The following is an 18,955-nucleotide window of genomic DNA, read 5'->3' as shown; positions in this document are numbered from 1 at the left end:
ACGGAACCCGATTCGTCACTGACCAGAACGACAACGTCCCTCGGCTCGGCTCGGCTCGGCTCGGCTCGGCTCGGCTCGGCTCGGCTCGGCTCGGATCGGCTCGGCTCGGCTCGGCTCGGATCGGCTCGGATCAGCTCGGATCAGCTCGGCTCGGGCTACGGGCGGGGGATGGGCGCCAGGCGCGCGAGCTGCGTGACGTGGCCGGGCTCGAGCTCGTCGAGTGACGCGACCCCGAGCAGCCGCATCGTCCGCTCGATCTGCTCGGACAGGATCTGGATCATCCGGTCGACGCCAGCTTCGCCACCCGCCATCAGCCCGTACAGGTAGGCCCGCCCGACCATCGTGAACGTCGCGCCCAGGGCGACCGCGGCGACGATGTCGGCGCCGGACATGATGCCCGTGTCCAGGTGCACCTCGGTGTCCTTGCCGACCTCGCGCACCACCGAGGGCAGCAGGTGGAAGGGGACGGGAGCGCGGTCGAGCTGCCGGCCGCCGTGGTTCGACAGCGTGATGCCGTCGACGCCCAGGTCGGCCAGGCGCTTGGCGTCGGCCAGGGACTGCACGCCCTTGACGACGACCTTGCCCTTCCACTGCGACCGGATCCACGCCAGGTCCTCGTAGGTGACGGTCGGGTCGAACATGTGGTCGAGGAGCTCACCGACCGTGCCGGACCACCGGTCGAGGGACGCGAACGCCAAAGGTTCGGTGGTCAGGAAGTCGAACCACCACCACGGGCGCGGGATCGCGTTGACGATCGTCTTCACCCCGAGCTGCGGCGGGATCGAGAACCCGTTCCGCTTGTCGCGCAGCCGAGCGCCCGCGACGGGGACGTCCACGGTGACCAGGAGCGTGTCGAACCCGGCGGCCTCGGCACGGGAGACCAGCGCCATCGACTTCTCGCGGTCCTTCCACATGTACAGCTGGAACCAGTTGCGCCCGTGCGGGTTCGCGTCGCGGACGTCCTCGATCGCCGTGGTGCCCATCGTGGACAGCGAGAACGGGATGCCCGCGCGTCCCGCGGCCCGTGCGCCGGCCCGCTCGCCCTCGGTCTGCATCATGCGCGTGAAGCCGGTCGGGGCGATGCCGAACGGGTAGGCGACCTGCTGGCCGAGGACCTCGCGGTTCGTCGCGACCGTCGACACGTCGCGGAGGATCGCGGGCGTGAACTCGATGTCCTCGAACGCCTGGCGGGCTCGGGCCAAGGAGATCTCCGCCTCGGCAGCGCCCTCGGTGTAGTCGAACGCGGCCCTCGGTGTGCGCCGGGCGGCGATGTCCCGCAGGTCCCAGATCGTCAGCGCCGACTCGAGGCGACGGCGGCGGGCGTTCAGGTCGGGCTTCTTGAACTGCATCAGCGGCGCCAGGTCGCGCACCGTCGGCAGCTGCCGCTTCATCGGGGTGCGCCGCGCGGACGGCGTCCCCGGAGTTGCTGCCGGGGCTCCCGTGGCGGGGTCGACGCGGTGCTGGTCGTCGGTCGAGGTCATACAGACATCCTACGTCTCGGGGTGGGTCGATGGGTGGTCCGGTTCGTGCTCGGGGTGTAGCGGACGGGCTCGACGGTGCGGGCGACCAGTTGACGGAGCGCTTCGAGCGAGGCTCCTCCGAGCCCGGCGAGTCCCGCTGCCCGCACCTGCACCAGGATGTTGCCCAGGGCGGTGGCCTCGACGGGCCCGGCGAGCACGGGCAGTCCCGTCCGGTCGGCAGTCAGTTGGCACAGCAGCCGGTTCTGCGATCCGCCGCCGACGATGTGCACCTGTCGGATGTCCTTGCTCGTGAGGGTCCCGATCGTCTCGAGCGTCTCGGCGTAGGCCGCGGCGAGTGACTCGAGGATCGAGCGTACGAACTCCGCCGGCGACGCCGGTGCGCGCAGCCCACGCGCGTCGCACCAGGCGGCGATGCGCGCCGGCATGTCCCCGGGTGGGGTGAACGCGTCGTCGGCGACGTCGAACACCGGCACGGGTGCGGTGACGGCCGCGGCGGCGGCGAGCAGGGCCTCCAGGTCGACCCGGTCGCCACCGTGCTCCCAGGTGCGCACGCTCTCCGAGAGCAGCCACAGTCCGGACACGTTCTTCAGGAAGCGGACACGGCCGTCGACCCCGCCCTCGTTGGTGCAGTTCGCCAGCCGTGCGGCGTCGGTGAGCACCGGCGCGTCGAGCTCGACGCCGACGAGCGACCACGTGCCGGACGAGATGTAGGCGAAGTCCGGTTCGGTGGCCGGCACGGCGACCACGGCACTCGCCGTGTCGTGTGAACCGACCAGGGTGACCGGTGCCGACGTCGCGAGCAGCTCGGGGAGCACCGGACCGAGCTGGTCGCCCGGGTCGCGGAGCGCCGGCAGCAGCCCGGACGGGAGGCCCGCGGCAGCCCGCAGCGTCGGGTCCCATCCACGTGTGGTCGCGTGCAACAGCCCGGTGGTCGACGCGTTGGTGCGCTCGGCCGCCTCGACGCCGGTGAGCCAGTACCCGAGCAGGTCAGGGACCAGCAGCGCGCGGTCCGCCAGGGCGAGCGACGGGTCGGCAGCGAACTGGAAGAGCGTGTTGAACGGCAGGTGCTGCAGGCCGTTCCGGGCGTACAGGGCCGCCGCGTCGACCCGGGCGTGCACGGCAGCGACGCCCTGCTCGTGCCGCTCGTCGCGGTAGTGGTACGGCAGGCCGAGCAGGCGACCCTCGCGCAGCAACCCGTAGTCGACGGCCCACGAGTCGATGCCGATGCTGGCGATGTCGGCGTGCTGGCGGAACGCCGTGCGCAGCCCGTCGAGGACCTGCCGGTACAGCTCGACGGCGTCCCAGTGCAGTGCCTGACGTCCGCGCTCGTGGATCGCCACCGGGCCGTTCGGGAAGCGCGCGACGTGGTCCGTCCGTACGCCGTCGGCGTCGACGTGGCCGACGATCACCCGGCCGCTGGTGGCGCCGAGGTCGACCGCGGCCACGCTGCCGCTGCTGGCCATCCGGCTACCTCAGGAACGCGGCGGCGACGCCGGCGTCGACCGGCACGTGCAGGCCCGTGGTGTGCGAGAAGTCGTCCGTGCAGATCGCGAACACCGCGTTGGCGACGTTCTCGGGCACGACCTCGCGCTTCAGGATCGTGCGCTGGGCGTAGAACGCGCCGAGGTCCTGCTCGTCGATGCCGTACGTCTTCGCGCGGTTCGCTCCCCAGCCACTGGCGAAGATGCCGGAGCCACGGACGACACCGTCGGGGTTGATCCCGTTGACGCGGATGCCGTGGCCACCGAGTTCGGCCGCCAGCAGCCGGACCTGATGTGCCTGGTCGGCCTTCGTGGCGGAGTACGCGATGTTGTTCGGGCCCGCGAACACGGAGTTCTTGCTCGAGATGTACACGATGTCGCCCCCGAGGCCCTGCTCGATGAGGACCTTCGCGGCGGCCTTCGACACCAGGAACGAGCCCTTCGCCATGACGTCGTGCTGCAGGTCCCAGTCCTGCTCGGTGGTCTCGAGCAGGGACTTCGACAGGGAGAGTCCGGCGTTGTTGACGACCAGGTCGAGTCCGCCGAAGTGCAGCAGCGTCTGCTGGATCGCGCGGTCGATGTCGTCGGCGCTCGTGACGTCTGCCGCGACGCCGATCGCCTGGTCGGGCCCGCCGATCTCGGCTGCCGCGTCCTGCGCCTTCTGCGGGTTGAGGTCCGCGATGACGACCGCGGCGCCCTCGGCGGCCAGACGGGTCGCGATCGCCTTGCCGATCCCGCTCGCGGCACCCGTCACGAGGGCGATGCGGGTCGCGAGCTTCTTCGGCGCGGGCATCCGCTGGAGCTTCGCTTCTTCGAGGGCCCAGTACTCGATGCGGAACTTCTCGGCCTCGTCGATCGGGGCGTAGGTGCTGAGCGATTCCGCGCCGCGCATGACGTTGATCGCGTTCACGAAGAACTCGCCGGCGACGCGGGCGGTCTGGGCGTCCTTGCCGTACGAGAACATCCCGACGCCGGGGACCAGCACGATGAGCGGGTCGGCGCCCCGGATGGCGGGGGACTCGGGCGTTGCGTGCCGGTCGTAGTAGGCCTGGTAGTCCTCGCGGTAGGTCGTGTGCAGCTCGTGCAGGCGTGCGATCTGGTCGTCGACGGTGGCCGTCGTCGGCAGGTCGAGCAGCAGCGGCTTCACCTTGGTGCGCAGGAAGTGGTCCGGGCAGCTCGTCCCGAGCTCGGCGAGTGCCGGCGCCTTCTCGCTCGCCAGGAAGTCGAGCACGACGTCGCTGTCCGTGACGTGCCCGACCACCGGCTTGTCGTGTCCGGCGATGCCGCGGATCGTCGGGGCGAGCGCGGCCGCACGGGCACGTCGTTCGTCGACGAGCAACGCCTCGAAGCCCCGGCGGACCGGGCCGAACGGGTCCGCTGCGCCGTGCTGTGCGATGTACTGCTCCGCGGTGTCGATGATCCAGCGGGAGTTGCGCTCGGCCTCGTCGCTGGTGTCACCCCACGCCGTGATGCCGTGCCCGCCGAGGATCGTGCCGATCGCCTCCGGGTGGTCGCGCTTGATCGCGGCGATGTCGAGCCCGAGCTGGAACCCGGGACGGCGCCACGGGACCCACACGACCTTCTGGCCGAAGATCGTCTCGGTCAGGGCCGGACCGTCGGCCGCGGTGGCGATCGCGATGCCGGCGTCCGGGTGCAGGTGGTCCACGTGCGGGGCGTCGACCAGGGCGTGCATCGCCGTGTCGATCGACGGCGCGGCGCCGCCCTTGCCGTGCAGGCAGAAGTCGAACGCGGCGACCATGTCGTCCTCGTGCTCGACGCCGGCGTAGACCTGCTCGAGGGCCCGGACCCGGTCGACCCGCAGCACCGCCAGCCCCGACGGGGTCAACGTGCCGAGGTCGCCCCCGGAGCCCTTCACCCACAGCAGCTCGACGGGCTCGCCGGTCACCGGGTCGACGTCGGTGCCCTTCGCCGAGGTGTTCCCGCCGGCGTAGTTCGTGATCCGCGGGTCCGAGCCGAGCGCGTTTGAGCGCGCGATGAGCGCACTGACCGTCTCGTCTGCTGACGTGGGCTGCGTTGCGGGGTCCACCGGGGCCTCCAGGTCGTTCATGGTCATCGGTCTACGCGCCCCAGCCGGCCTGCACGCCGCCGACGCGGTCCTCGGCGATCTGGCGCTGGTACCCGGAGTGCCGGTACGCGCGCATCGGGTTCGCGGGGAGCCCGCGGGACTCGCGCCACGCGGCGAGGTCCGCCCGCACGTCGGTCTGGTACGCGTCCATGAAGACCTCGTTCGCGCCGAGGACGTCGTGCGCCTCTTGTGCGGCGGTCAGCGCGACACGGTCGAGCAGCAGTGCCCGGGCCGTCATCTCCTGCACGTTGAGCACGGAACGGATCTGCCCGGGGATCTTGTCCTCGATGTTGTGGCACTGGTCGAGCATGAACGCCACGTCGGGGTTGTCGTAGCCGCCGCCGCGGATGACCTCGACCAGGATGCGGAACAGCTGGAACGGGTCGGCGGCGCCCACGATCAGGTCGTCGTCGGCGTAGAAGCGCGAGTTGAAGTCGAACGACCCGAGCTTGCCGAGGCGCAGCAGCTGCATCACGATGAACTCGATGTTCGTCCCCGGGGCGTGGTGGCCGGTGTCCAGGCAGACCATCGCCTTGTCACCGAGCGCGCTCGTCTGCACGTAGCTGGTGCCCCAGTCGGGGACGTCGGTGTGGTAGAACGACGGCTCGAAGAACTTGTACTCGAGCACCAGGCGCTGGTCGTCCCCGAGGCGGTCGTAGATCGTCGACAGGCTGTCATGCAGGCGGTCCTGGCGGCTCCGCATGTCTTCCTGGCCCGGGTAGTTCGACCCCTCGGCGAGCCAGATCTTCAGGTCGCGGCTGCCCGTTGCGTCCATCACGTCGATGCAGCGCAGGTGGTGGTCGATCGCCTTCTGCCGGATCGTCTCGTCGACGTGGGTGAGCGCGCCGAACTTGTAGTCGTCGTCCTGGAACGTGTTCGAGTTGACCGTGCCGAGCTGCACGTCGTGCTCTTCGGCATGGCGCTTGAGGTCGGCGAAGTCGTCGACCAGGTCCCACGGGATGTGGAGCGCCACGGTCGGGGCCAACCCGGTGAATCGGTGCACCTGCGCGGCGTCGGCGATCTTCTCGTAGGGGTCGCGCGGGGTGCCCGGCGTGCTGAACACCTTGAAGCGGGTGCCGGAGTTGCCGAAGGCCCAGCTCGGCAGCTCGATCCGTTGCGCTGCCAGCTGCGCGGCGATGCCGGCGAAGCTCGGGGTTGATGTCATCGTGCACTTCCTCGTGGTCGATTGAATCGTTTCATACGGTACTCGGCGGCGACGCGTCGCGCAACCGTCGTGGGCCGCTGTGTCACCGAACCCCGTCTCGGACACAGCACCGCGCACCTCCGCGGTGCTGTGTCCGTTCTGCGGTTCCGCGCGGGGCAGCTACCCGGCCGGGACCGCAGCCGGTGCGCGCAGCTCGTGCGAGCCTCCCGACAGGCGCTGCTCGTCGAGGCCGGGCAGCCGCACGACGGCGGTGACGCCCTCCGGCACGGTCGCCTGCAGGACGAGCTCGCCGTCGACGAGCTCCCACCGAACCGCGATCCGCCCGTGCACGCTCTCCAGCGAGGTCGACGCCCACGTCAGGCCCCCGCCCGGCTGCGGCGCGATGAGCACCGACGCGTAGCCGGGCTCCAGCGGCGCGAGCCCGCCGACCACGCGGTGCATCCAGTCCGCCACGGCGCCGAGTGCGTAGTGGTTGAACGAGGTCATCTCGCCCGGGTTGATCGTGCCGTCGGGCAGCATCGAGTCCCAGCGTTCCCAGACCGTCGTCGCACCCATCGTCACCGGGTACAGCCACGACGGGCACTCCGTCTGCAGCAGCAGCCGGTACGCGTCGTCGAGGTGCCCGGTCTGCGTCAGCGCATCGGTGATGAAGGGCGTGCCCGCGAAGCCGGTCGAGATCCGGTACCCGGATGCCGCCGCCAGCTCCGCCAGGCGGTCACCGGCCCGGCGCTCGTCGTCCTCGGACAGGATCCCGAACACGATCGCCAAGGCGTAGACGGTGGTGCAGTCGGAACGGATCCGGCCGTCCATCACGTAGTGCTGCCGGAACGCGGCCTGGAGGCCCGTGGCCAGCTCCTCGGCCTCGCTCGCCTCGGCCGGGTGACCGGTCAGACGGGCCGCCTCGGCCACCAGCCGTGCGCTGCGGTACGCGCATGCCGTCGCGACGACGCCCGGGTCGGCCTTCGCCTTGGCCGCGTCCTCCGGCGGGGCGTCCGGGTCGAGCCAGTCGCCGAACTGGAACACGGTGTCCCACAGTCCCTCGGGCGACAGGTGGTCGCGGATGCGACGCAGGTGCGCGACCATCGAGTCGAGCTGTTCCTCGAGCACCGCGGTGTCGCCGTACGCCTGGTACAGCGTCCACGGCACCCAGACCCCGGCGTCGGACCAGATGGCGGTGGCGTCGGGGGTGCCGAAGTCCTCGGCGGGGGAGTACTTCAGCACGTCCGGCACGACGAAGGGGATGATCCCCGCGTTGTGCTGCTGCTCGAGCGCCAGGTCGCGCAACCAGTCGCCCAGGAAAGCACGGGTGTCGAACAGGTACGACGCGGTCGGGGCGAACGCCGCGATGTCGCCCGTCCACCCCAGGCGCTCGTCGCGCTGCGGGCAGTCGGTCGGCACGCTGAGGAAGTTGCCCTGCATGCCCCGCACGACGTTGTCGTGGAAGGTGTTGAGCAGGTCGTGGCTCGATGCGAACGTGCCGGTCCGGGGCAGGTCGGAGCCGACCTGCACCGCGGTCAGCGCGGCACGGAGCTCGTCGAGCGTGCCGGGCCAGCCGTCGACGGACGCGTACCGGAAGCCGTGGAACGTGAAGCGGGGCTCGAAGCGGTCCTCGGCGGAGCCGCTCAGGGTGAAGTGGTCCGTCGCCTTCGCGGTGCGCAGCGGACGGGTGCCGAGCTCGTCGTGCTCGAGCACCTCGGCGTGCGTGATCGTCAGGACGGTGCCGGCCGGGCCGGATGCGACCACGCGCAGCCAGCCGACCAGGTTCACACCGAAGTCGACGAGCGTGGTGCCGGACGGGCTCGTCCAGACGTCCACCGGGGCGATCTCGGCGAGGGGTCGGACCGGCGGGACCGTGTCGGCGACGAGTTCCCGGTCGCCGAGGTCGACCGTGTGCACGGTCGTCGTCGTACCGGTGTGCCCGTCGACGCTCGGGGTCGTCACGGCACCGGGGGTCAGGAAGCTGCCGTCGCGGAGCCGCGCGTCGATGTCCTGCCCGTCGTACAGCTGGTCGTCGGTGATCGCGCTCGACAGGGCCTGCCAGTCGGTACCCGTGGCGACAGTCTGCACGTGGCCGTCCGCGAACTCGATGCGGAGCTCGGCGAACCCGGCGCGTTCGTCGGTGTACCAGCCGCCGCCACCGCCCCACGCCAGGCGTCCGGCGGCCCAGCCGCGCCCGAGCACGAGCGCCAGGACGGCGGCGCCGCCGGGGTGCGTGCTGCTCAGGTGCGACAGGACGTCGTGCGATGCGACGCGGATGCGCCACTCGTAGCTCGTCCAGCCCGGTTCGAGCAGGTGGTCCGAGACGCGCTGCCCGCCCAGCCAGGCCTCGACGACGCCGAGGGCGCTCACGTCGAGCGTCGCTGCGGTGACGGCGCCGTGACCGTCGTCGAGGGTGAACTCGTGGCGCAGGATCGGTGCGGAGTCGCGGTCGGCGTCGCCGTCAGCCGCGATGAACGATGCGGTCCAGGTGGTCATGTGTGGTTGCCTCTCAGCCCTTGACGGCGCCGCTGGTCATGCCGGCGACGATCTGGCGTTGGAAGAAGATGTACAGGATCAGTGGCGGGATCGTGATGAGCAGCACGTCGGTGAACAGCAGGTTCAGCTGGCTGACGGACTGGCTCTGGAACGCGTACAGCGTCTGCTGGACGGTGGCGTTCTCGGACCCGGGCAGGAAGTACAGCGGGTTGGCGAAGTCGTTGAAGACGGCGACCGACTGCACGAGCACCACGGTGATGATGACCGGCTTGAGCAGCGGCAGGACGACCCCGAAGAACAGGCGGATCGGCCCGGCGCCGTCGAGCACGGCTGCCTCGTCGAGCTCCTTCGGGATGGTCGCGACGAACGCGCGGAACAGCAGGATGCAGAACGACAGCCCGAAGGTCGCCTCGATGAGGATCATCCCGCCCATCGTCTTGAACAGGTTGAGCCCCTGCAGGACCCAGATCGTCGGGACGATCGCCGGTGGGACGATCAGGCCGGCGAGGACGAAGAAGTTGACCACGCCGTTCCACCGCCCCGGGCGACGCTGCAGGACGTAGCCCACCATCGCTGAGAACACGACCATGATGACGACGCTGCCCACGGTGAGCACAGCGCTGTTCAGGAACGCCCGGACGATGCCGGACTCGCCGCTCTGGAACACCGCCTGCAGGTTCTGCCACAGCTGCCACTGCGTCGGCAGCGTGAAGCCGAGCTGGTTCGCCTCGGCGGGGGACTTCGCGGCCTGCAGCAGGACGAAGACGAACGGCACGAGGAAGACCACGAACGAGACCACGATGGCGACGATGCCGATGATCCACTTGCGGGTGGCCGGCGGGCGTCTCCTGCGCGGCGTCGGCGTGCTGATGGCGGTCACAGTTCCGGCTCCTTCCGGTTCAGCAGCCACGAGACGGGGACCATGATCGCGGTCACGACGACGAAGAGCACGACGTTGCCGGCCGTCGACAGTCCGTAGAAGCCCGCCTGGTACTGCTTGTAGATCACACTCGCGATGACGTCGCTCGTGAACCCCGGCCCGCCGCCGGTCATCGCCCAGATCAGGTCGAAGGACCGCAGCCCACCGATGAGCGACAGGATGATGACCGTCCCCATCGCCGGGCGGGACAGTGGGAGCGTGATGTTCCGGAAGATGGTCCAGGCGCTCGCGCCGTCCACCCGGGCCGCCTCGAAGTACTCCTGCGGGATGGCCACGATGCCGGCGATGAAGATGAGCGTCGCGATGCCCACGCCCTTCCAGATGTCGACGGCGGCGACGCTCCAGAGCGCCAGCGCCGGATCGGTCAGCCAGCCCGGTGTGGGCAGGCCGACCGAGCCCAGCAGCCCGTTGACGATCCCGTGGAACGGGTCGAGCAGGGCCTTGAACGTGATACCGATGCCGATCGTCGACACGAGCACCGGGAAGAACACGACCGCGCGCAGGTAGCCGCGGCCGAGCACCGGGGAGGTGAGGAGCAGGGCGAGGGCGAGTCCGAGGACCACCTTCGCCGCGCTCGTCACGAACCCGTACTCGAACGTGTGGATGAACCCCGAGACCAGTTGTGGGTCCTGGAAGAACCGGACGAAGTTGTCGAGGCCGATGAAGGTCTGGTCGAACAGCGTCCAGCGCGTCAGCGAGAACCAGAACCCGGCGAAGGTCGGGACCGCGAAGAACACGACGTACAGCGCGATCGCGGGGATGAAGAACCACGCGGGGTAGAAGGAACGCATCTTCCCGCGAGCCGGACCCGGCCCGGACTTCGTCGTCTGCGGCGGGGCCACCGCCGTCGTGAGCGTCGCGGTCACCGCCGTCACCAGCCCGTGATGCCGAGCTGCTGGGCCTGCTGCACGACGTCCTGGTCGTACTGCTTGGCACCGACAGCTGCGGTCGAGATCCCCGAGCCGACCTGGACGCAGATCTTCTCGAGGTTCGGGCCCTTGATCGGGGAGAGGAACTCGAGCGCCGGCGTCGCCTTGCCGTCGTCGATGTACTGCTGCAGGTCGCTCAGCATCGGCGGGACGTCGTCGGGCAGTGAGCACGAGCTGATGACGTAGGGGCCACCCGGGGTGCCGGTGTCGTTCTGCACCGCGCAGCCCTCGGACGAGTTCGCGAACGCGATGAACTTCTTCGCCGCTGCGAGCTTGTCGCCCGTCGACGTCTTGGGGATGTACAGGCCGTTCGGCTCCCAGATCGTCAGGTTGGTGTCGCTCGCGTCCTCGGCCGGCAGCGCGAACGCGCCGATGTCGTCCACCGCGTCGGGACTGTCCTGCTGGAGCGTCGAGATGGCGTTCGTGAGCATCGGGTACTGCGCGCCCGTGCCGTCCGCCAGCATCTTCAGGCCGTTCGCCTGGGTCGCGGACGCGTAGTCCTCGTTGACCAGGCCCTTGTCCGTGATCTCGGCCAGGTGCTCGAAGCCCGCGAACGCCGGGTCCTTGGCGTAGGACTCCTTGTTGGCGGTGTACTTCGTCGCCCAGTTGGCCTGCTGCGCGGTGATGTTCGCGAAGTCGCCGAGCACGAAGAGCTGGCTGGTCCACGTGTCGCCGTACGTCTGGATGATCGGCGCGACCTTGCCCGCGTCCTTGATCTTCTCGCTGTTGCTGATGAACTCGTCCCACGTGGTCGGCACGCTCAGCCCGAGGTCGGCGTAGATCTTCTTGTTGTACATCACGCCGCCGCCGAAGCTGGTGCCGAAGGGCGCGCCGTACATGCCCTTGTCGGTGCTGACGACCTTCGTGAACTGCTTGTCCACGTCCTTCGCCCAGCTCTGGTCCGACAGGTCGACCAGGGTGTTGTCGGGGTTCAGCGCCTGCATGAGTGAGCCCGAGTTGTAGTTGAAGACGTCGTCCATCTCCCCGGTGGACAGCCGGGTCTTGACCAGGTTGTCGCCGTCGGTGCCCTGCGGCTTCGTGTCGACCTTCACCGTGATGTCGGGGTTGGCCTTCTCGAACGCGGCAACGAGCGCCTTCGTGGTGACGGCGGTGGCGGTCGAGTTGTCGACCAGGTAGCTGATCTGGACCTTCCCGCCGCTGCTGCCGGTGTCGGCGGAGCCGCCCGACGAACAGGCGGCCAGGCCACCGATGAGGACCGTGGCGCCGCCGATGGCGAGCAACCGTGTGGTCAGGGAACGAGCTGACATCCTTACCTCCTCGTAAGGCCCGGGCTGCGGGGAACCCGGGTGAAACGGACCCGGTCACCGCGTCGTCGCGGCGGCCGGTCGTGCTGTTTAGAACGTTTCAACCGGAATGGAACCACGCGGATTGAAGCGTGTCAATCGCCAGGTCCGATTCGTTGTGGAAGGCGCGCGGCGTGCGCCCCACCGGACGGGAGGCTCGGTGCCGGGCCGCCACGAGCCTCCCGTCCGGTGGTCCGGCGGTCCGGTGGGAGGGCGCGCTGGTGCGCACGGTGCGAGGTTGGCCGTCGGTGCGCGGTTGGTGGCTCCGTGCAGCGGAACGACTTCGCACCACCCCACGAAGCGCGCACGGAGTGCGAACCTCGCACCGTGCGAGGGTCGCACGGGACGTCGAACCTCGCACGGTGCGGGAGCAGTCGTGCCGCGCGCCCGGACGTCGTGCTCGCTGTCAGGGCTCGGAACGCCGCGGATCCGTCGGCGTCGCGGCCATCCGGGCACGGTGCGCCGCTGCGGCTTCGCGCCCGAGGGTGCTCTCACGCGGCACGAGCTCGCTGCCGAGGACGACGGTGCGGTGCACGTGCTCGCCGGGCGGGTCGGTCAGTTCGGTCAGCAGCAGGTCGACCGCGACCCGACCCATGTCGGCGCCGTGCATCGTCACCGAGGTCAGGGGGACCGCGCCGCCCCAGGCGATGGAGTTGTGGTCGCAGCCGGAGACCGGGATGTCCTCGGGCACGCGGATCCCGGCGGCGCGCAGCTCGGTGACGACGGCCATGGCGAGCAGGTCCGTCACACCGAGCACCCCGTCCGGGCGTTGGCCCTCGGGCATCCGGGCGATGCGGGCGCCGGCGTCGGTACCGCCGGGTGGGTCGATCTCGCCGGCGTCGACGTCGACCAGGGTGACTCCGGGATGCGCGGCGATCGCGCGCAGGACGCCGGCCCGTCGGCGGGACACGGGCTGCAGGTCAGGGCGGGCGCTGACGAAACCGATGCGCCGTGCTCCGCGCTCGATGAGGTGCTCGGTCGCGATGTACCCGGCCTGCTCGTTGTCGACGATCACCGAACAGGCGTCGACACCGGCCGGTTCGTAGTTGACGTAGACGACCGGGTGACCGTGGCGGCGGGTGCGTTCGACCTGGTCGCGGGACTCCTCCATCGTCGCCAGCAGGACACCCGAGGTGCGGGTGCTCTCGAGGTAGGCCAGATGGTCGCCCTGCGCCTGCAGGTCGTTCTCGCTGCTGGCGATGAGCAGCGTGAACTCCCGCGCGCGGGCCGCGAGCTGCGCTCCGTTCAACACGTCGCTGAACAGGGAGTTCTGCAACGAGGACACCACCAGGCCGATCGACCGGGTGCTGCCGGAGACGAGTGCCCGGGCGTTCCGGTTCGGGGTGTAGCCGAGGTCGGCGATGGCCGCGTGGACGCGGGCGGCGGTGGCCTCGCGCACGCGTTCGGGGTGGTTCAGGACGTTCGACACGGTCGCCAGCGAGACTCCCGCCTGCGCGGCGACGTGGTGCACGCTCGGCGGCCCGTCACGACGAGGGGGCTGCACCATGTCTCGATCGTAGATGCGCTGCCGGCCCCTCCCGGTCGCCCGGTCTCAGCGGTCGCGGACCGTGGACTGCCGCACGACGAGCTCCGGGGTGAACTCGACGTGTTCGAGTTCGACGTCCTGCCCGTGCTCGACCTGCTGCACGAGCAGCTCGATCGCCCGTCGGCCGAGGTCCTGCGCCGGCTGTCGCACGCTGGTCAGGGGCACGACCGCGGCTTCGGCGAAGGCGATGTCGTCGTAGCCCACGATCGCGATCTCGTCCGGGACGGCGACGGACCCGCGCATGATGAACGCCTGCTCGAGACCGACCGCGATCAGGTCGTTCGCCGCGAACACGGCGTCGGGCCGCTCGCTCGCGGGCCGGCGCTGGATCGCTTCGCCGATGCGTCGCCCCTCGAGCACGGAGAGCGACGTCGTCGTGAGCACCTCGAGTGACACATCCGCAGCGGTCACGGCCGCGAGCGCACCGGCGTGCCGGTCGACGACCTGCCGGATGCCGAACGGGCCGCCGACGTACGCGATCCGCCGGCGTCCGATCGCGAGCAGGTGTTCCACCGCGATCCTGCCGCCCGCGACGTCGTCGACCGAGACCGAGGCGAAGTGCTCGTCGTCTGCGCGCCGGTCCACCAGGACGACTGCCGTGCCCTGGTCGCGGAGCCGGGCCAGCCGGGCGAGGTCGTCGCCGGCGGGGGAGATCAGCAGCCCCGCGACCCGGCGCTCCTCGAACAGGTCGACGTAGGTGCGCTCGCGGTCGGTGGACTCGTCCGAGTTGCCGATCAGCACCGCGAGGCCCTTCGACATCGCCGCGTCCTCAGCGCCGCGGGCGACGTCGGTGAAGAACGGGTTGCCGCCGTCGAGCACGATGAGCCCCACGGTCGAGCTGCGTCCGGCGCGGAGCTGCCTGGCGGAGTCGTTCCGGACGAACCCGAGCTCGGCGATCGCGTGCTGTACGCGCTCGACCGTGGCGGGAGCGACCTTCTCGGGGCGGTTCAGCACGTTGGACACGGTGCCGAGGGACACGCCCGCGAGTGCCGCGACCTCACGAACGCTCACCGTCATGCGGTCATCCTGGCACCCCCGCGACGTTCAGCAGGCGCGGACGAGGGCGCGGCGCTGCAGTGCTCGAGCAGCACTTGCGGTGACGAACGACCAGCGCGTATCGTCCCGGCAGCACCGTTGAAACGATTCACCGACGAAGACGCACGAACGGAGGACCAATGGCGGTCCGTATCGGAGCCAGCAACACCACCGGCTGGAAGGCCACCGTCTCGGTGGCGATGTCGAACTACATCGAGTCCGGGTCGATCATCGCGATCGCCACGAGCCTCGGTCTGTGGCAGGCCCAGTTCCACATCGGCGACCTGCAGGTCGGACTCCTCGCGAGCCTGTCGGCGAACGCGTTCGGCGCAGCCGCCGGGGCGATCATCGGCGGTCCGCTGTGCGATCGCTACGGCCGCAAGTTCATCTACACCTACGACCTGCTGCTCTACATGCTCGGCATCCTGCTCGCGGTGTTCGCCGGCAGCTACGGGATGCTGCTGGTCGGGTTCATCCTGACCGGCATCGCCGTCGGCGCCGGGGTGCCGGCCAGCTGGACCTACATCGCGGAGCAGGCTCCGGCCGACAAGCGCGCGGCCCACGTCGGCACGGCGCAGCTCGCGTGGTCGATCGGCCCGATGGTCGGCTTCGCGCTCGCCATCGCCGCGGCGCCGCTCGGGCTGCTCGGCAGCCGGCTGATCTTCGCCCACCTGTTCGTGGTCGCAGCGATCGTCTGGTGGCTGCGTCGTGGGCTCCCCGAGTCCACGATCTGGAAGGACGAGCGCGCCGCGACCGGCAGCGCGAACTTCTTCCACGGCATCACCCAGCTGTTCAGCCGCAAGGTGAACCTGACCGCGATGCTCTTCCTGTTCGGCGTCTACGCGCTCTGGAACACCGTCGCCGGGCAGGCCGGGATCTTCCAGCCGCGCGTCTACTCCGCCACGGGCGTGACGAGCACGACCGAGCAGTACGGCCTCCAGATCCTGGTGTGGGGTTGCACGGTCGCCGCCACCTACTTCGGGTTCATGCGCTTCGCCGACCGGATGAGCCGCCGCGTGCTCTACGCCGTCGGGGCTGCGCTGGCGATCGTCGCGTGGGCCGTCCTGATCTACGCGCCTGCGAACCTCGGCACGCTGCTGTTCTTCGCGATCGCGTGGGGCATCTCGTCGGGCATCGGTGCGCAGGCGTTCTACGGACTCTGGACGAGTGAGCTCTTCGCCACGCGCTACCGGGCAAGCGCGCAGGGCGTCCTGTTCCTCGCCGCGCGGGTCATGGTGGGCCTCCTGAGCATCTGGTTCCCCCTGCTCCTCAACGGCATCGGCCTGCAGGCACTGGGCGGACTCATCCTGGGCCTGCTCGCGCTGTCGTTCCTGGTCGGCACCATCTGGGCGCCGTCCACACGGGGTCGTTCCCTCGAGGACATCGAGACCGAGCGGTACGGCACGGTCACGAGCGCGTCCGGCACCGTCCGCGCCGTCGACGAGCGCGCCGTCCGATGACGGGAGGCCCGGCGCACGTCACGCGCGTCTGCTTCCGTCTGCAGGTGGCCGCCCAGCACATGGACGCCTACCGCGAGCGCCACGCGGCCGTCTGGCCGGCGATGCTCAGGGCCATCGCTCGTGCCGGCCGACGCAACTACTCGTTGTTCCTCGACGACGACGGGCTCCTGATCGGCTACTACGAGACGGACTCGGTGGCCGATGCCGATGCGGCGCTCGCGGCGAGCGAGGTCGCGGCGGCGTGGGAGTCGCAGATGCAGGACCTGTTCGACGGGGCTGCCGGTCGGGCGGACCAGACGGCGCGGATCCTGCCCGAGGTGTTCAACCTGGAGGACCAGCTCGCCGCGGCCCGCGAGCGCTGATCACTCGGGCCGGAGGGTCTCGTTCGTGTCGCTCGTGCTGACGGGCAGCGGCTCCTCGGTGGTCCAGCTGTACCAGCGGCCCCCGACCTCGGCGGTGGCCCGACCGTCGCCGCAGTCGACGAGACCCGTCGTCGGCAGGTCGTCCGGGAGGAAGTCCGCCGTCATCGCCGGACCGCCGAAGGTGCCCTGGAGCGGCGTGCAGGCGGCGGTGTCGACGCCGTCAGCGGAGTCGAACCCGATGGCGTACCCGGGTCCCTCTGTACGGAGCCGCACGTCGATGTCCTCGGCGTCGTCGGGCACCCAGGACGGCATGAACCAGGCGGCGTCGTCCGACTTCGGGCTCGAGGGGGCGTCGGTGTAGGCGGCGTAGTGACGCTGCTGCTCCGGTTCGAAGGACTGGATGAAGCTGCACCCGGTGAGCGTGAGGAGGACGGCGCCCATCCCGAGGGTGGCGACTGCGGTGGTGGCGGCGGATCGGCTTACGCGTGTGGTGGTCATGTGTCAAGTGTGGAAGACCGATGTCACCGCTGGAATACGGGCAGCCGGAGCTGTGGAGGTGGGGACAACCCCCGTTCGGCTGTGGACGGATGCACGTGCCTCCGGCAACACAGACCCCTGCTGGCCGCCGTGGCTACGGTCGAGGCATGCAGACCCCTCAGCCCGGCACCCTCCGCATCCTGCACCTGTCCGACACCCACCTGACCGGCGACGGTGCGCTCCACCAGGGCACGGTCGACACGACCGCAGCCCTCGATGCGCTGCTCGCGCGACTCGACAGCACCGAGGGCGTGGGACTCGTCGTCGTGTCCGGCGACGTGTCCGAGGACGGCTCACCCGAGTCGTACGCCGCACTCGTCGAACGGGTCGGCGGCTGGGCGACCCGGCACGGCGCCGCGCTCGTCACCGTCCCCGGCAATCACGACCAGCGCGAGGGGTTCCGGCAGGTGCTCGCGAACGGGCACCTGCTCGGCGAGGGCGGTCGGCCGATGATGCACACGATGGAGTACCACCCGCCGACGGTGCCCGTCTGGGGGCAGTCGCTCGTCGCGGGTCGGCGCGTCGTCACCCTCGACACGAGCGTCCCGGGTGCGGGGTACGGACTGCTCACCGCGGAGACGCTCGAGCGCCTGCGGACGGCGCTGGCCGACCGGTCCGAGGCCCCGCACGGCAGCGTCGTCGTGCTGCACCACCCACCGCTGCCCGCACCGACCGCGCTGCACGAGGCCCTCCGCCTGCAGAACCCCGAGGACCTCGCCGACGTCATCCGCGGTTCGGACGTGCGGGTGGTCCTGGCCGGGCACTACCACCACCACTTCGCCGGGAGCATCGGCGGTGTGCCCGTGCTCGTCGCGCCGGGGGTCGCGAACGACACCGACGTCGCCGGTCCGTACGGCGAGGAGACGGCGTACATCGGCACCGGCGCGCTCGTGGTCGACCTCGCCCAGGACGGGTCGCTCTGGTCGACGCCGGTCCGGGCGCCCGTCGCGGCGGCGGACAGCATCGCCGTGCACCACGACGCCGACGCGGTCACCCGGATCATCGACGCGGTCGGTCCGCGCTGAGAAGTCCCCCGGACGCGCGGGCGGTGCCGGGTCGGCGCGAGTATCACGGTGCAACACGGTCTGAAGGAGTGAACCATGCGCACCGGCAACGCAGTGCAGTACGCCCGCTACGGCGGGTTCGACGTCGTCGAGGTCGTCCCGCAAGAGCGGCCGAAGCCCGGCCCCGACGAGATCGTCGTGGAGGTCTCCGTCGCGGGCCTCAACCACATCGAGCGGTTCCTGCGCGAGGGACGCCTGCAGGACTCCATCCAGCTGGACTTCCCCGCGCGCCAGGGCGTCGACTTCGCCGGGGTCGTCGCGGCTCGCGGGTCCGACGTCCGCGACCTCAAGGTCGGTGACGAGGTCATGGGCCACGCCCCCCACGGCGGCTCCCACGCGACGTGGGTGACCGTTCCCCGGAGCGCCGCGGTGAAGAAGCCGTCGACCATGAGCTTCGAGGTCGCGGGCAGTCTCTACCTGGCAGGCTGCACCGCGCTGTCCCTGGTCCGGTCACTGCGGCTCGGCCCGCAGGACACCGTCGTCATCAGCGCCGCGGCCGGCGGCGTTGGCCACATCGAGTGCCAGCTCGCCAAGGAGGCGGGCGCCACCGTCATCGGCCTCGGCAGCCCGCGCAACCACGACGCGCTCCGCCAGATCGGCGTGCTGCCCGTGGCCTACGGGGAGGGCGAGGAGGACCGGATCCGCGAGATCGCGGACGGTCGCCCGATCACCGCGTTCATCGACAACCGCGAGCACGGCGAGAACAACGAGCTCGCCCGTCGGTTGGGTGTCGACGAGAAGCGCTTCATCACGAGCGAGCAGCGGGGCGACCTGGAGATCCGGTTCCTGCGGGCGCCGGGCGACGACTCCGAGGCGATGGAGATGCTCACCACGCTCGGCGACCTGGTGCAGCGGCACAAGGTGCAGTTCATCATCTCGGGCTACTACCCGTTCGAGTACATCGTCGACGCCTACGAGGACCTGGCCGAGATGCACTCGCGCGGCAAGGTCGTGGTCGGCATGCAGCCCGTCGAGACCGGTGCCCGCCTGCACTGGTACAAGTCCGAGAAGTCCCGTGACCTGCGCGACCCGGTCTCCAGCGGAGCGCCGGCCCGCCCCGAAGCGCAGTAGCCGCACACGACGACGGGCC

Annotated in this window: 15 protein-coding genes; 4 read left to right on the top strand and 11 right to left on the bottom strand. The window is 70.4% G+C overall.

Annotated features, from left to right (window positions below; genetic code table 11):
- Window positions 1-155: 155 nt before the first annotated feature.
- The 10 genes from ASG04_RS01850 to ASG04_RS01805 form a co-directional block, all read right to left on the bottom strand.
- Window positions 156-1,391, bottom strand: coding sequence for an alpha-hydroxy acid oxidase (locus ASG04_RS01850; RefSeq protein WP_056120192.1), 1,236 nt, complete (start codon window positions 1,389-1,391; stop codon window positions 156-158).
- Window positions 1,392-1,477: 86 nt separating this feature from the next.
- On the bottom strand, window positions 1,478-2,944 hold the full coding sequence (locus ASG04_RS01845) for a rhamnulokinase (RefSeq protein ID WP_056119369.1): 1,467 nt from the start codon (window positions 2,942-2,944) through the stop codon (window positions 1,478-1,480).
- Between the two features lie 4 nt (window positions 2,945-2,948).
- Complete coding sequence (locus tag ASG04_RS01840; protein ID WP_056119367.1) at window positions 2,949-5,030, bottom strand: bifunctional rhamnulose-1-phosphate aldolase/short-chain dehydrogenase; 2,082 nt, start codon at window positions 5,028-5,030, stop codon at window positions 2,949-2,951.
- Window positions 5,031-5,040: 10 nt separating this feature from the next.
- The gene (gene rhaI / locus ASG04_RS01835) at window positions 5,041-6,213 is read right to left on the bottom strand and encodes an L-rhamnose isomerase (protein ID WP_056119364.1); all 1,173 of its coding nucleotides are present in this window, start codon (window positions 6,211-6,213) and stop codon (window positions 5,041-5,043) included.
- Window positions 6,214-6,372: 159 nt separating this feature from the next.
- The gene (locus tag ASG04_RS01830; RefSeq protein WP_056119362.1) at window positions 6,373-8,688 is read right to left on the bottom strand and encodes a family 78 glycoside hydrolase catalytic domain; all 2,316 of its coding nucleotides are present in this window, start codon (window positions 8,686-8,688) and stop codon (window positions 6,373-6,375) included.
- Between the two features lie 13 nt (window positions 8,689-8,701).
- Window positions 8,702-9,568 (bottom strand): carbohydrate ABC transporter permease, encoded by an 867-nt coding sequence (locus ASG04_RS01825; RefSeq protein ID WP_414835811.1) that lies wholly within the window; start codon window positions 9,566-9,568, stop codon window positions 8,702-8,704.
- On the bottom strand, window positions 9,565-10,419 hold the full coding sequence (locus tag ASG04_RS01820) for a carbohydrate ABC transporter permease (RefSeq protein ID WP_082517766.1): 855 nt from the start codon (window positions 10,417-10,419) through the stop codon (window positions 9,565-9,567). Before ASG04_RS01820 ends, ASG04_RS01825 begins: the two co-directional genes overlap by 4 nt.
- An 80-nt stretch (window positions 10,420-10,499) precedes the next feature.
- Complete coding sequence (locus ASG04_RS01815; RefSeq protein ID WP_056119358.1) at window positions 10,500-11,825, bottom strand: ABC transporter substrate-binding protein; 1,326 nt, start codon at window positions 11,823-11,825, stop codon at window positions 10,500-10,502.
- Between the two features lie 442 nt (window positions 11,826-12,267).
- Complete coding sequence (locus tag ASG04_RS01810) at window positions 12,268-13,368, bottom strand: LacI family DNA-binding transcriptional regulator (protein WP_056119355.1); 1,101 nt, start codon at window positions 13,366-13,368, stop codon at window positions 12,268-12,270.
- 45 nt (window positions 13,369-13,413) lie between these two features.
- Complete coding sequence (locus ASG04_RS01805) at window positions 13,414-14,424, bottom strand: LacI family DNA-binding transcriptional regulator (RefSeq protein WP_056119353.1); 1,011 nt, start codon at window positions 14,422-14,424, stop codon at window positions 13,414-13,416.
- Between the two features lie 158 nt (window positions 14,425-14,582).
- Between ASG04_RS01805 and ASG04_RS01800 the strand changes: the two genes are divergently transcribed.
- Both ASG04_RS01800 and ASG04_RS01795 read left to right on the top strand, forming a co-directional pair.
- Entirely contained in the window at window positions 14,583-15,902 is a 1,320-nt protein-coding gene (locus ASG04_RS01800) for an MFS transporter (RefSeq protein ID WP_056119351.1), read from the top strand.
- The gene (locus ASG04_RS01795) at window positions 15,899-16,264 is read left to right on the top strand and encodes an L-rhamnose mutarotase (RefSeq protein WP_056119348.1); all 366 of its coding nucleotides are present in this window, start codon (window positions 15,899-15,901) and stop codon (window positions 16,262-16,264) included. Before ASG04_RS01800 ends, ASG04_RS01795 begins: the two co-directional genes overlap by 4 nt.
- On the opposite strand, the gene ASG04_RS01790 is transcribed toward ASG04_RS01795, so the two are convergent.
- Window positions 16,265-16,762, bottom strand: coding sequence for a hypothetical protein (locus ASG04_RS01790; protein WP_156463476.1), 498 nt, complete (start codon window positions 16,760-16,762; stop codon window positions 16,265-16,267).
- A 146-nt stretch (window positions 16,763-16,908) separates the two neighbouring features.
- On the opposite strand from ASG04_RS01790, the gene ASG04_RS01785 reads away from it, so the two are divergent.
- Both ASG04_RS01785 and ASG04_RS01780 read left to right on the top strand, forming a co-directional pair.
- Window positions 16,909-17,826 carry a metallophosphoesterase gene (locus ASG04_RS01785; RefSeq protein WP_056119341.1) on the top strand — a complete coding sequence of 306 codons (918 nt, stop codon included), beginning with the start codon at window positions 16,909-16,911 and terminating at the stop codon, window positions 17,824-17,826.
- A 93-nt stretch (window positions 17,827-17,919) separates the two neighbouring features.
- A complete protein-coding gene (locus ASG04_RS01780) occupies window positions 17,920-18,936 on the top strand; it encodes an NADP-dependent oxidoreductase (RefSeq protein ID WP_414835816.1) in 1,017 nt (338 codons plus the stop codon).
- The last annotated feature ends 19 nt before the right edge of the window (window positions 18,937-18,955 follow it).

Source organism: Curtobacterium sp. Leaf183, assembly GCF_001424385.1.
Taxonomy (GTDB): Bacteria; Actinomycetota; Actinomycetes; order Actinomycetales; family Microbacteriaceae; genus Curtobacterium.
Note: the sequence above shows the minus strand (reverse complement) of the source record. Positions and strands in the feature narration are given on the sequence as shown.